At 65.2% G+C, this 13,616-nt stretch carries 7 protein-coding genes and 2 pseudogenes; 2 read left to right on the top strand and 7 right to left on the bottom strand.

All coding sequences use genetic code 11. The annotated features are described in order from the left end of the window. Positions 1 to 12: 12 nt before the first annotated feature. Positions 13 to 564 carry a cytochrome b gene (locus tag ACZ9A3_RS25930; protein WP_045193834.1) on the bottom strand — a complete coding sequence of 184 codons (552 nt, stop codon included), beginning with the start codon at positions 562 to 564 and terminating at the stop codon, positions 13 to 15. Between the two features lie 262 nt (positions 565 to 826). Beyond that, entirely contained in the window at positions 827 to 2,677 is a 1,851-nt protein-coding gene (locus ACZ9A3_RS25925; RefSeq protein WP_476253263.1) for a flavin monoamine oxidase family protein, read from the bottom strand. 190 nt (positions 2,678 to 2,867) lie between these two features. On the opposite strand from ACZ9A3_RS25925, the gene ACZ9A3_RS25920 reads away from it, so the two are divergent. Both ACZ9A3_RS25920 and ACZ9A3_RS25915 read left to right on the top strand, forming a co-directional pair. Beyond that, complete coding sequence (locus ACZ9A3_RS25920) at positions 2,868 to 4,274, top strand: adenosylmethionine--8-amino-7-oxononanoate transaminase (RefSeq protein WP_045193839.1); 1,407 nt, start codon at positions 2,868 to 2,870, stop codon at positions 4,272 to 4,274. A gap of 99 nt (positions 4,275 to 4,373) precedes the next feature. After that, positions 4,374 to 5,093 (top strand): 16S rRNA (uracil(1498)-N(3))-methyltransferase, encoded by a 720-nt coding sequence (locus ACZ9A3_RS25915; protein ID WP_476253262.1) that lies wholly within the window; start codon positions 4,374 to 4,376, stop codon positions 5,091 to 5,093. Here the strand turns inward: ACZ9A3_RS25915 and trhA are convergent. From trhA to ACZ9A3_RS25890, 5 genes and pseudogenes are all read right to left on the bottom strand, one after another. Next, positions 5,090 to 5,707, bottom strand: a complete 618-nt coding sequence (trhA, locus tag ACZ9A3_RS25910) for a PAQR family membrane homeostasis protein TrhA (RefSeq protein ID WP_045193841.1) — start codon at positions 5,705 to 5,707, stop codon at positions 5,090 to 5,092. The two genes, ACZ9A3_RS25915 and trhA, sit on opposite strands and share 4 nt — an antisense overlap. 55 nt (positions 5,708 to 5,762) lie before the next feature. After that, on the bottom strand, positions 5,763 to 6,230 hold the full coding sequence (locus ACZ9A3_RS25905; protein WP_093376918.1) for a chemotaxis protein CheW: 468 nt from the start codon (positions 6,228 to 6,230) through the stop codon (positions 5,763 to 5,765). Then, positions 6,223 to 6,609, bottom strand: a pseudogene (locus ACZ9A3_RS25900) (response regulator); the annotation flags it as partial. The pseudogene ACZ9A3_RS25900 and the gene ACZ9A3_RS25905, both read right to left, overlap by 8 nt. A 129-nt stretch (positions 6,610 to 6,738) precedes the next feature. Next, positions 6,739 to 10,521, bottom strand: a pseudogene (locus ACZ9A3_RS25895) (chemotaxis protein CheA); the annotation flags it as partial. 1,039 nt (positions 10,522 to 11,560) lie between these two features. Beyond that, positions 11,561 to 13,606 carry a methyl-accepting chemotaxis protein gene (locus ACZ9A3_RS25890; RefSeq protein WP_045193845.1) on the bottom strand — a complete coding sequence of 682 codons (2,046 nt, stop codon included), beginning with the start codon at positions 13,604 to 13,606 and terminating at the stop codon, positions 11,561 to 11,563. Positions 13,607 to 13,616: the final 10 nt, after the last annotated feature.

The raw sequence follows: 13,616 nt of genomic DNA, 5'->3' as shown, positions 1-13,616 counted from the left end.
TGAGGTTGAACATCAAGCTTTGCGGCCCAGCATGCGGATCAGGGTCGCGTCACGGTCGATAAAGTGGTGTTTCAGGGCTGCCAGGCCGTGCAGCCCGGCAAAGATCACCAGGCCCCAGGCCAGGTAGAAATGGATCTCGCCGGCGACATCGGCCTGATCGGGCAGGTTGCTGACCAGCGCCGGCACTTCAAACAGGCCGAACACCGGGATGCCAACGCCGTCGGCGGTAGAAATCATGTAGCCGGCGAACATCACCGCGAACAGCCCCAGGTACAGCAGGCCATGGCCGGCCTTGGAGGCGAGGCGGGTGAGTTTGCCGTGGTTGGGCAGCGCTGGCGGCGGTGGGCTGAGAAAGCGCCAGAGCACGCGCAGGAGCATCACACCGAGCAGCACCAGGCCGATACTTTTGTGCAGGTCGGGGGCGTCTTTGCGCCATGGGCTGTAGTAGTCCAGGCCCATCATCCACAGGCCCAGGCCGAACAGGCCGAATACAGCCAGTGCAACACCCCAGTGCAGGACGATGCTGACAAAGCCATAACGAGAAGGTGAGTTGCGCAGTTGCATTGCCGTGTTTCCCTGTAAGAACTGTGCTCAGACTAACGATTTATTAATCGAATAAAAGCAGAAAAACTTGCTCTGAAATATCGAGAAATATGATCTTTAGTATGAAACGAAGCTATTAAGGAAACATTAACTACGTGGGAAGGGAAGACCCTGCGGGCCTTGGGGCCGCTGCGCGGCCCATCGCCGGCAAGGCTGGCTCCCACAGGTTCGGTGTGTACTTGCCCCTGTAGGAGCCGGCGTTGCCGGCGATGAAGTCAGCGCATTACTGCGCCTTGGCCTGGGTGTTGGCTACCGGCTTTTTCACTGGTTCCGCCTTGGCGGCGGCTTTTTTCGCAGGCGCAGCCTTGGCTGCGGTTTTCTTCGGCTGTTGCGCCTTGGCTGCCGGCTTTTTCGCCGGTGCCTGCTTGGCCGCTGGTTTGGCCGGAGCGGCTTTCACCGGCGCCTTGGCTGGCTCTTCCTTGGCAACCGGGGCGACCGCAGGTGCTGGCGCCGGCGCAGGGGCCGGAGCCACCTCGGCCTGCTTGGCCACTGGCTGCTCGGCAGGCTTGTCATCGCTACCGAACATGCGCTTGAAGAAGCCTGGCTTGCCCTCTTCCTTCTTCACCGGCTCTTCGGCCTTGGCCGGCTTGTCGGACGATCCGCCAAACAGGTTGCTGAAGAAATTACCTTTGCTCGCCGCGGCAGCCGCGGTGCCGGCAGCGGCCGTGGCGGCAACCGCCTTGACCGGCTCGAACGACTTGCCCGCGGCCAGGTCCTGGACCTGGCTGGCAGCGCGCTGGCCACTGCGCAGAGCGCCTTCGAGGGTGCCCGGGTACATCGCATCGGTGTGCTCGCCAGCAAAGGCAACCCGCTGCACCGGACGCTCCCACAGGCGCCAGTACTTGCTGATCTGCCCAGGGCCATAGGCCAGGTAGGCGCCACCGGTACCCACGTCAGTGCTGTAACGGCGTACTTCGTAGCCGGTGAAGGCGCCACGGGCTTGCGGGTAGAAGGCGTGCAGACGGATCAGCACCTGGTCGACCATCTGCTTGTCGCCAAAGGCTTGCAGCAGGCGCGCGTTGTCACCGGAGAGGTTGATCACCACGTTAGCGCCGCCCTTGAGCGCAGGCTCGATCCAGAGCATGCCCAGGCCGGTGTTGCTGTAGATCTCGCCAGACATCCGCGCGCGGCTTTCCCACACCGGGGTCTTGAACTTGAGCATCAGCTGGTCGCGCCAGCCGTAGTTGGTGCCCTTGAGGGCGGCCAGGTGCTTGGTGTCCAGGCCCGGAGTCATCTGGATCTTCGACAGCGCGCGCAGCGGTACGGCCAGCACGACGTAGTCGGCCTGGTAACCGACGCTGCCAACCTTGACGGTGACGCCGTCCTTGTCCTGGATGATGGCGCTGACCGGCGACTGGGTCTTGATGGTTTTCAATTGCTTGACGAAGGCCTGGGCCAGCACCGGGCTACCGCCTGGCAGGCGTGCGGCGCGCAGGTCACGGTCGCTGACGCCGCGGTAGACGCGGGTCTGCTGGGCGAAATAGAGCAGCGACAGGCGCGACGGCTCGTCGTAACGGGTACGGATCTGCTGGTTGACCAGCTGGCGCGCGGTGGCCGGCAGTTGCAGCTTGTCGAGCCAGCCGGAAACGTTGAGCTGGTCGAGGGCGAACAGGGTACTGTTGGCCGCCGGGTTCAGCGGATCGTCGATCGAGCGTGCGAGGTCGTCGAGGGTCTTCTCGTAACGCTTGAGCGCTTCGGCGGTGGCCGGTTGCTTGGTACTGAGGTCGGCGGCGCTGAAATACTCGCCATCGATCAGGTAACCCGGGGTACGCACGAACTCAGGTGCCGGCAAGGTGCTGAGCTTGAAGGCATCCAGGTACTGGTTGAGCACCGGCTGGGCCTTGCTGTTGCCGATCCATTCACTGGTGGCCAGGCCCGAGCGCCCGCCCATACCGGTCTTGGCTTCCAGCAGGGTCACCTGCCAGCCCTTGTTCTGCAACTCATAGGCGGCTGTCAGGCCGGCCAGACCGCCACCGACGACGATTGCCGTCGGGGCCTTGTCCTTGGCCAGCGCAGTGCCGCTGAACAGTCCTATCATTACCAGCGCACAGGCGCGCAGCCAACCAGCAGACATTCGGCGAACTCCGGATCAAAGCAGAAGTGTTTGGGGGGATCCCCCAGAAAGAGTAGCCGAAGGATACGCCACGCCAAGCGCCCCCGCCAGCAACGCCAGCACCCTGATTGCAGCGCACGGGTTGTTCTCGACCGGCGCATTGCATAGGCTTGCGCGGCATGTCCGAGCCGCCGTCGCCAGGAGAATCGAAATGGGCCTCAACCAACAGTGGATGCAACGTGACCTCAAGGTCCTGTGGCACCCCTGCACCCAGATGAAAGATCACGAACAACTGCCGCTGATTCCGATCAAGCGCGGCGAAGGCGTGTGGCTGGAAGACTTCGAAGGCAAGCGCTACCTCGACGCCGTCAGCTCCTGGTGGGTCAACGCCTTCGGCCATGCCAACCCGCGCATCAACCAGCGCATCAAGGACCAGGTCGACCAGCTTGAACACGTGATTCTCGCAGGCTTCAGCCACCAGCCGGTGATCGAGCTGTCCGAGCGCCTGGTGCAGATCACCCCCGAAGGCCTGGACCGGGTGTTCTACGCCGATAATGGTTCGTCCTGTATCGAAGTGGCGCTGAAAATGAGCTTTCACTACTGGCTGAACAAAGGCCAGCCAGAGAAGAAGCGCTTCGTCACCCTGAGCAACAGCTATCACGGCGAGACCATCGCGGCGATGTCGGTCGGCGACGTGCCGTTGTTCACCGAGACCTACAAGGCGCTGCTGCTCGACACCATCAAGGTGCCAAGCCCCGATTGCTACCTGCGCCCCGAGGGCATGGGCTGGGAAGAGCACTCGCGCAACATGTTCGCGGCCATGGAGCAGACCCTGGCTGAACACCACGCCACGGTCGCCGCGGTGATCGTCGAACCGCTGATCCAGGGCGCCGGTGGCATGCGCATGTACCACCCGGTATACCTCAAGCTGCTGCGCGAGGCCTGTGACCGCTATGGCGTGCACCTGATCCACGACGAGATCGCCGTGGGCTTTGGCCGCACCGGGACGATGTTCGCCTGCGAACAGGCCGGCATCCGCCCGGATTTCCTGTGCCTGTCCAAGGCCCTGACCGGCGGCTACCTGCCGCTGGCCGCGTGCCTGACCACCAACGAGGTGTACAGCGCCTTCTACGACGATTACCCGACCCTGCGCGCCTTCCTCCACTCGCACAGCTACACCGGCAACCCGCTGGCCTGTGCCGCGGCGCTGGCGACCCTGGATATCTTCGCGCAGGACAACGTCATCGAGGCCAACAAGGCCCTGGCCCAGCGCATGGCCAGCGCCACCGAGCACCTGGTCGACCACCCGCAAGTTGGCGAAGTGCGCCAGACCGGCATGGCCCTGGCCATCGAGATGGTCCAGGACAAGGCCAGCAAGACCGCCTACCCGTGGCAGGAACGCCGTGGCCTGAAGGTCTTCGAACATGCCCTGAGCCGTGGTGCCCTGCTGCGCCCGCTGGGCAGCGTGGTGTACTTCCTGCCGCCATACGTGATCACCCCGGAGCAGATCGACTTCCTCGCCGAGGTGGCCACCGAGGGTATCGACATTGCCACCAGCAGCCGCGTCAGCGTAGCGGTGCCGGCTGATTTTCACCCTGATTTCCGCGATCCGGGCTAACAGCATCGCGGGGCAAGCCCGCTCCTGCAAAGATCCCTGTAGGAGCGGGCTTGCCCCGCGATGAAGCCCGCACTGCCAACACATTTTTAGAGTTAGTACATGAGACTGTCCCGCTTTTTCATCGACGCCCCCCTGAGCCTCGGCGCCCACGACCTGCCCGAAGCCCAGGCCCACTACATTGGCCGCGTGCTGCGCATGGCGGTTGGCGATGCCGTGCAACTGTTCGACGGCAGCGGCCAGGAGTTTCGCGGCCAATTGCTGGAAGTCGGCAAGAAAACCGTCCGCGTGCAGCTCGACGAAGCCTTCGCCGGGCAAGCCGACTCCAGCCTGCAGGTTCACCTCGGCCAGGGCCTGTCGCGCGGCGAGCGCATGGACTGGGCAATCCAGAAGGCCACCGAACTGGGCGTCAGCGCTATCACCCCGATCGTCAGCGAGCGCTGCGAAGTACGCCTCAAGGATGAACGCGCCGACAAGCGCATGGCTCATTGGCGCCAGGTGGCGATCAGCGCCTGCGAGCAATGCGGGCGCTCCAACGTACCGGTCATCCACCCACCACAGCCGCTGGCAGACTGGCTCAAGGCCTGCGACCAGGACCTCAAGCTGGTCCTGCACCCGGTCGCCGAACCCATGGTCAGCCATCAGCAGCCCGCCAGCCTGGCGTTTTTGATCGGCCCAGAAGGCGGCCTCAGCGAGGCCGAAGTCGAGCAGGCCAAGGCCACCGGCTTCCATGCCGCACGCCTGGGCCCGCGCGTATTGCGCACCGAAACCGCGCCAGTCGTGGCCCTGGCCGTGGCCCAGCAGCTGTGGGGCGACTTCTAGAGCACGTAGAAGAACACCGCGATGAAGTGCAGCAGGCTGCCGGCGATCACGAACAGGTGCCAGATGCCATGCCAATGGCGAAAGCGGCTGTCGTAGGCAAAGAAGATGATGCCGATGGTGTAGAACGCGCCACCGGCCGCCAGCCAGGCAAAGCCTGCGGCGCCGAGGCTGGCGAGCAGCGGCTTGACCGCCACCAGCACGATCCAGCCCATCAGCGCATAGATGATGATCGACATGACCCGCGCTTCGGAGCGCGGCTTGATCTCTTGCAGCATGCCGATCACCGCCAGCCCCCAGACCACCCCGAACAGGCTCCAGCCCCAGGGCCCGCGCAGGCTGACCAGGCAGAACGGCGTATAGCTGCCGGCAATCAACAGGTAGATCGACAGGTGATCGAGCTTGCGCATGATCACTTTGGCTTTGCCGCGCACGCTGTGATAAAGGGTCGAGATGCTGTAGAGCAACAGCAGGGTAAAGCCATAGATCGCCAGGCTGACGATCTTCCAGGGGTCGCCTTGCAGGCTCGCCACCACCAGCAGCCAGATGGCGCCGATGCAGGCCAGAACGGCGCCGACCAGATGGGTCCAGGCGTTGAAACGTTCACCGTGATACATGCAACAGGATCCTCCTGACTTAAAACAGGTCTCCCATCCTACACAGGCAAATGCTTCAAACCACCCCTGCGTCTACCAACAGTTGCTCCAGCGCGGGCAGGTCCGGCACCCGTGCCACCTGTTCGCCCACCTGTACCGCCGCCAGCTCCAGGCCGGCCAGCGGCACATCGACGTAGTTGAGCTGGCTGTCGAGCTTGCACGAGCGCGGAATACCCTGCACCAGCAAGGCGACAAAGCGCAGCGGGCTGTCGCCCAGGGCATTGAGCACGACGATCCGCGCCCGCTCGCCAACCTGCAACTGGCCGTCGCAGGCCGACTCGAAACTCAGCAGCGGCAGGCGCTGGCCGCGCCAGTCGATCCAGCCAAGCATCCACTCGGGCGCGTCCAGCGCCGGGCTGCCGGCCTGAAAGCCGATCAGTTCGGCCACGGCCACGTTGGGCAGTACCAGGCAGCGATCGCTCAAGGGCAGCAGCAGGCCGGTGAGGCTGCTGCGCCGGTTTTGCCGGGCCGGTTGTTCAAGCATCGCGGCGACTCCATTGGGCGATGCTCTGCAGCAGCACCGATTCCTGATAGGGCTTGCCCAGGTAGTCATTGACGCCGATGGCCATGGCCCGGTCGCGGTGTTTCTGGCCGGTACGCGAAGTGATCATGATGATCGGCAGGTCCTTGAGCCTGGGGTCGTGGCGGATCTGCGTGGCGACCTCAAAGCCGTCCATGCGCGGCATCTCGATATCCAGCAGGAGAATGTCCGGGCGATGCTCCTGCAGCAGGGCCATGGCATCGACCCCGTCCTTGGCGGTCAGTACGTTCATGCCGTGGCGTTCGAGCAGGCGCCCGGTAACCTTGCGCACCGTCACCGAGTCATCCACCACCATTACCAGCAGCGGCCGTTGCGGCAAGCTGCCATGGCTGTCCCGGCGCAGGCCTTCGCTGCTGTGCTGGTGCAGCGCCAACTGCTGCTGCAAACCGCGCAACTGGCCGAGCAGATCGAGAATCAGCACCACCCGGCCATCGCCCAGCAAGGTCGCCCCGGACAAGCCCTGGACCGCGGCAAACTGCGGCCCCAGGCTTTTGACCACGATCTCGCGGCTGGCCGCCAGGCCATCGACCTGCACAGCGTATTGCTGGTCGTGGGAGTGCACCAGCAGCACCGGCAGCGGCAGGCTCTGGCCCAACAGTTTCGGCTGCGCCGCCCCCTGCAGCAGCTCGCCCAGGTAGCGCAGCTCGTAGCGATGCCCGGCGTACTGGTAATGCGGCGGATCAAGCTGATAGCACGCCTCGAGTTCGGCCGGCGGCACGCGGACGATCCCTTCGATGGTATTGAGCGGAATCGCGTACTGCTCTTCGCCGTAGTGCACCATCAAGCCGCGGTTGATCGACACCGTGAATGGCAGGCGAATCAAAAAGCGCGCGCCCTTGCCCGGCTTCGACTCGATCACCATCGAACCTCCGAGCTGCTTGACCTCTTCATGGACCACGTCCATGCCCAGGCCGCGGCCGGAAATCTGGGTGATCTTCTCGGCGGTGGAAAACCCTGGCTGGAGGATGAACTGCATGATCTCGTGGTCACTGAGCACCGCTGCAGGGTCGAGCAAACCGCGCTTGATCGCCTTGCGCCGCACGGCTTCCAGCGGCACCCCGGCACCGTCGTCGGTCATTTCGATGACGATGTCGGCGCCTTCATGCAGCAGGTTCAGCGAGATCAGCCCGTGCGCAGGCTTGCCCGCTGCCAGGCGCGCCTCGCGCGACTCCAGGCCATGGTCGACGGCGTTGCGCAGCATGTGCTCCAGCGGCGCCATCATGCGTTCCAGAACGCTGCGGTCCATCTCGCCCTCGGCATTGCCGACCACCAGTTCGACCTGCTTGCCCAGCTCGCTGGAGACCTGCCGCACCACCCGCTGCAAGCGCGGCACCAGGCGCTCGAACGGCACCATGCGGGTGCGCATCAGGCCTTCCTGCAGGTCGCTGTTGACCCGCGCCTGTTGCTGCAACAGGCTGTGCGCGTCATGGGCGCGCACGCTCAGGGTTTCCTTGAGGTCGAGCAGGTCGGAGGCCGATTCGAACAACGCCCGCGACAACTGCTGCAGCTGCGAATGGCGGTCCATTTCCAGCGGGTCGAAATCGTCGTAGGCCTGGCCGTCGCCATCGGCCTGGCGGCTGAGGATGCGCCCCTGGGTTTCGGTATCCAGGCGGCGCAACTGGTCGCGCATGCGCTCCAGGGTGGTTTCCATCTCGTTCAGGGCCACTTGGGCGTCATTGACCTGCTGCTCAATGCGGCCACGGATGATCGAATTCTCTCCGGCCAGGTTGCCCAGGTCATCAAGCAGCTCCGAGGCCACCTTGACCATATCCCCAGCGCCACGCTCAGGGGCGGTCACCGGCAGCTCTGGCGGCGCCGTATCCGGGTGCGCCTGACCGGCAGCGGTATCGGCCAATGCGGCGCTGCTGAAGTTGCGGATGTAGTCGATCAGCGCCGTGGCCGCGTGCAACGGTTGCTGCAGGCGCACCGCATCGAGCATGTGCGCCAGGCGGTCGTGGCAATTCTGCAGCAGGCTGAACAGCGCCGGGCTCGGTTGCAACTGGCCGGCGGCGAGCAGTTCGTAGAGAAACTCCAGTTCATGGGCCAGATCGCCGATCGGCCCGATCTCGACCATCCGCGCACCGCCCTTGAGGGTGTGCAGGTCGCGCAGCAGGTTCTCTACCTCAACGCCATTACGCGGTTCGGCCTGCCAGCGCAGCAAGGCCGCGCTGGAGCTTTCGACCAGGTCCAGGCTTTCTTCGAGGAAGATCTCCAGCAGCTCTTTGTCGCCGGCATCCTGCTGCGCTTCGACGGGTTTATCCACAGGCACCGGCGGCGGCGCCTCATGACGAAACTCGCGCAGCGCCGCCAGCAGCTCTACCTGGGCAGCCGGCACCTGGCCTTGCTGCAGTTGTTCGAGCATCTGCGCCAGTTGCTGGTGGCTGCGCTTGAGCAGGGCAAACAGCTCGGCGCCAGGGCTGAAGCGCCGGTCCACCAAACCTTCGTAAAGCAGCTCAAGCTCTTGTGCCAGCACCTCGAACGCGCCCATGGCGGCCATCTGCGCGCCCCCCTTGAGGGTTTGCAGGTCGCGGGCCAGCGACGACAGCGCCGAGGCGTTGTCGGTATCCAGTAGCCAGCGCGCCAGGGCCTGGTCGGCGCTGTCGAGAATGTCGCTGGCTTCATCGAGAAACAGTTCGAGCATGGCCGGGTCCGGCGCTTGGGCCGCAAGTTCGGCGGTGGCACTGGCAAGCTCGGTGATTGTCCCGCCCTGGCTATTGACCAGGCCCATGGCCGATGGGTCGAGGCCTTCGTCAAGCAGCTCGCGCAAGGCCTGCAGGCGTTCCGGACGCGGGTCGACTTCCTGGCCGGCGGCGATCTGGTCGAGCATGTCGATCAGCGCTTCATGGGCGCTTTGCGCCTCGCTGAAGAACCGCGGGCTGACCGCCAGGCTGCTCTCCTCCACGGCGCCATAGAGGTCGAGCAAGGCTTCACACAGCTCATCCACCTGCCACAGGTCGGCCAGGTGTGCGCTTTGGCCGAGGGTGGTCAGTTCATCAAGCAGGGCATTGAGTTCCTGGCGCTCGCCCGGGTGCTCCTGCCAGCGCAAAAGCAACGATTCGGCGTCGAGCAGGATGTCCATGCCTTGGGCCAGGAAGCTGGCAATCAGTTGCGGGTCGCGCTTGACCCGCAGGCCCTGGCTTGGCGCCTCGAGCAAAGCTTGCAGGCGCGCATCGACCACCTGGTGAATATCGGCGATCAGCGTCGCGGCCCCGGCAATCGGCGCCAGAGGCGCGCTGGAGAGCTGCTGCACGCCACGGCGCAGCAGCGGCTCGGCAGTTTCCAGCAGGTAGATTTCTTCCAGGTCGAAGGCCAGCTGATGGGCCTTGAACTCCCGCGCCAGCAAGTCCAGGGCGCCGGCCAGCTCGGCAATCGGTACTACCCCGGCCATCGCCGCACTGCCCTTGAGGGTGTGCAGGGCGCGCTGCAGGTTATCGCTGACCGCCAGCGGCAACTGCTTGTCGGCCTCGTGCAGGAAGGCTTCGAGACTGTCCAGGTGACCCAGGGCTTCGTTGCGAAAGATCTCCAGCAATTGCGGGTCGATGGCTTCGCCGGCCTCGGCCTCGCTGCGCGGGTCGTTCATGGCCAGGGCGTGCAGGTGCGCGGCCAGTTGTTCAACCTGCGGATGCGCCGGCGCCAGTGCCTGGGCAAACTCGCCGAGCAAGCCAGGCAGTGTGTCCAGCGCTTGCTGCAAGGCGGCCAGGGGTGCTGCACCGATATCTACCCGGCCCTCGAGCACGCGATTGAGCAGGTGCTCCGCCGCCCAGGCCAGTTCCCCCAGCACCTGGGCGCGGACCATCCGCCCGCTACCCTTGAGGGTGTGCAGACCGCGGCGCAGTTCGATCAGGGCGTCACGATCGGCGCCGTCGGCTTGCCAGCGCGTCCACATCTGATTGAGCAAAGGCAGAAGTTCGTGGGCCTCTTCGAGGAAAATTTCCCGCAGCTCGTCGTCGATTGGTGCTTCTTCATCCGCCGCAACAACAGGCGCTTCCACCAACGCCGGTTCCGGCTCGGGCCGATAACCCAAAGCAGCCAGGCTGTGCTGCGCCGCCTCGAGGAACCGCGAAGGGTTGGCCTGGGGATCGGCAATCAGCCATTGCAGGTAGCATTCACAGGCACTCACGGCCTCGGCCAGGTGGCTCAGGGCTGCAGTATCCGCCAGGGTCTCGCTGCCCAGCAGCTGTGCATGCACGTAGTCGCCGCACTGCCCGATCAACGCCGCTGCGCGCGGCAGCATCAGCATCGCCAGCGCGCCACGCACCTGTTGCAGCAGGCCCGGCACTGGCTGCAGACGCTGCGGCTGCCAGCCGGCGTCGAGGCAATCGCCGATCAGGTCCTTGACCTGCTGCAGCACGGCGAAGGCTTCCTCCAGCACCAGCTGGCGAATCTCCGCCAGGTCGGTGCCCGGCAGCGGGCTCTGGCTGTTCTGCTCCAGCGGCCCGACCATGCCGGCCAGGGTGGCCTCGACATACAGCAGCGCGCCGGCGATATCCATCAGCAGCGCATCGGCAGGCTCGCGCTGACCCTGGGCCAGGCTTTGCAGCACCAGCACCTGGTCGATGATCACCCGCCGCGGCTGGCCGAAGCCGAGGACCGCCAGGGTGTCGGCGATCTGGCGCAGCGGGGCCAGTAACGGCTCCAGTTCATCCAGATGCTGGCGGTCGCCGCGCACGAACTGGTCGAGGCGCTCCTTGACCCGCTTGAGGTCTTCGCACAGGGCGGCGACCACCGAACGCAAGGCATCACGATCGGGCCCGGCCTGCAGGCGATCGCGCCAGGTGCCCAGGTACAGGTCGAGGTTGGCCAGCTCTTCGGCGTCGGCCGGGCTGCTGCTCAGCAGGCTGTCCTGGGCCAGGGCCTGGGCACCGCGCTCGGCACGCAATTGGTTGAGCACTGGCAACACCACCAGCGGCAAGTCGCGGCGGGCGCTGCGCAGGCGCTCCAGGTACAGCGGTAATTGCTCAAGGCCGCGAAACAACGCGCCCAGCGCTTCACCGCGCTGGCTGGCGCGGCCCTGGCGCAAGGCCAGGCCCAGTTGTTCCATTTCTTCGGCGAGCAGCGCCGCGCCGTGCAGTTCGAGCATCAGCAGGCAGCCGCGCACCTGGTGCAGCTGTTCGACGAATCCGTCGAGCACCGCTTCATCGCCGGGCTCGGCGGCAAAGTGTTCAAGGGTCAGGCGCGCCTGGCCCAGGCAGTCGGCGATCGCCCCTCTGACCCAGGCCAGCGCCACCGTATCGTGCCGATCCGCCATAACTGCTCCCATCACCATGATGCCCTCAACGCGGTGGCGTCGGCGGCAGGGTAAAACCGGACACCGAGCGGCGCATTTCACTGGCCATGCGCGCCAGGTTACCGATGCTCTCGGCGGTGGCGGTGGAGCCGGCCGAAGTTTGCGAGGTGATCTGCTGGATCACCGACATGGTATGCGAGATCTGCCCGGCCGAAGAGGTCTGCAGCTGGGCGGCGTCGGAGATGCTGTGAATCAGGTCGGCGAGGGTCTGCGACACGCCTTCGATTTCGGCCAGGGCGACCCCGGCATCCTGGGCCAGGCGCGCACCGCGCACCACTTCGGCGGTGGTCTGCTCCATGGAGATCACCGCTTCGTTGGTGTCGGCCTGAATGGTACGCACCAGCGCTTCGATCTGCCGCGTGGCCGACGATGAGCGTTCGGCCAGGCGCTGTACCTCGTCGGCAACCACGGCAAAACCGCGCCCGGCTTCACCGGCCAGCGAAGCCTGGATCGCCGCGTTGAGGGCGAGGATGTTGGTCTGGTCGGCAATGTCGTCGATCAGGCTGACGATATCGCCGATCTCCTGGGACGACTCGCCCAGGCGCTTGATCCGCTTGGCGGTGTCCTGGATCTGCTCGCGGATGTTGTCCATGCCGTTGATGGTGTTGTGCACCACCTCGTTGCCCTTGTTGGCGATAGCCACCGAACGCTCGGCCACCTTGGCCGATTCGTAGGCGTGGGTGGAAACGCGGTCGATGGATTCAGCCATGTCGCCCACCGCCACCGAGGCATCGCTGATCTGCTGGGCCTGGTGCTCGGAGGCCTTGGCCAGTTGGCGCGCGGTGTTCTGGGTGTCTTGCACGGCGGCGGCAACTTCCTCGGCGCTGAGGTTGATGGTCGCCACCAGGTCGCGCAGCTGGTCGATGGAGTAATTGATCGAATCGGCAATGGCGCCGGTGAAGTCTTCGGTCACCGACACGGTTACGGTCAGGTCGCCGTCAGCAAGGTCTTCAATTTCGTCGAGCAGGCGCATGATCGCCTGCTGGTTGCGCTCGTTCTTCTCGGCAGTTTCGTGCAACTGGCGGTGGGTGGTGCGAACCATCACCAGGCCGATGAGAATGATCGACGCCAGCGCCAGCAAACCCAGTACATAGCCGCCGACGGTATCCAGGGTTCGGCCGCCTGCCAGGTTTTCAAACCCGGTGGCCAGGCGCGAGGCTTCATCGAGCAGGGTTTGCGAAAGGCCGAAGATGCTCCCGGCGGCTTCGCGCACACGGAACAGCTCGGGCGAGGTTTCGAGGATTTCGTCGACGGAGCCTGCGACAAACTGGAACAGCTCGGCGATCTCGCCCAGGCGCGCGCGGGCGTCCGGATCCTGCACGCGGGTAACCTGGATCGCTTCGTTACCGCCGAGCATGGCCTCGAGCACCTGGCCGAAACGGCTGGCGTCGCGGCCGAAGGCATCGGCGGCCTGCACAGCGGTGTCGTCGCCGGCCAGTACGGTATTCACCGAGCCAAGAATACGCTCGGCCAGCAACGACTGGCGCTGGGCCACGGCCACCTGGCTGGCCGGCGCACCGCTTTGCAGGAGGATCTCGACGACCTTCTCGTACTCCACCTGCAACTGCGGCACGGTTTCGGCCAGGGTCGCGGCGACCTGGTGCAACGACAGCACGGTCTGCTCGCTGGCCAGGATGGTGTCGGTGTTCTTGCGCAGGTTTTCCCAGTCGCGCAGCACCGCGTCCATTTCCTTGCGCACCGCCGGCGGCGCAGCGGGCAGGCCGGTGCTGGCATCGCCCTTTTTCAGGTAGCCCCAGCGCTGTTCGAAGTCGTTGCGCGCCTCGCTCAACAGGCGGAAGGCCACGGCCTTGCCGGCCGCCGCTTCAGTGGCGTTCTTGGCGATGCGCTGGGACAGCACCCGCAGTTCGCCGGCATGGCCGATGTACTGCTTGTCGTAGTTGGCCTGGGTGTTGAGGTAGGCGAAGTTGGCGAACAGCAGGATGATCGACAGGATCAGCACCACGAACAGCGCCGCGATCTGCGCGCTGCTGCGGGAACCCTGGGGCGATGGAGCCGTCTTGGTCGTGGTCACGGAGGTGGCA

Source organism: Pseudomonas sp. TE4620 (genome assembly GCF_056279045.1).
This window is presented reverse-complemented; position numbering and strand designations above follow the sequence as displayed.

Bases quoted from the DNA above. Each gene is read 5' to 3' on its own strand.
- ACZ9A3_RS25930 (WP_045193834.1), bottom strand. From the start codon at position 564: ATGCAACTGCGCAACTCACCTTCTCGTTATGGCTTTGTCAGCATCGTC.
- ACZ9A3_RS25925 (WP_476253263.1), bottom strand. From the start codon at position 2,677: ATGTCTGCTGGTTGGCTGCGCGCCTGTGCGCTGGTAATGATAGGACTG.
- ACZ9A3_RS25920 (WP_045193839.1), top strand. From the start codon at position 2,868: ATGGGCCTCAACCAACAGTGGATGCAACGTGACCTCAAGGTCCTGTGG.
- ACZ9A3_RS25915 (WP_476253262.1), top strand. From the start codon at position 4,374: ATGAGACTGTCCCGCTTTTTCATCGACGCCCCCCTGAGCCTCGGCGCC.
- trhA (WP_045193841.1), bottom strand. From the start codon at position 5,707: ATGTATCACGGTGAACGTTTCAACGCCTGGACCCATCTGGTCGGCGCC.
- ACZ9A3_RS25905 (WP_093376918.1), bottom strand. From the start codon at position 6,230: ATGCTTGAACAACCGGCCCGGCAAAACCGGCGCAGCAGCCTCACCGGC.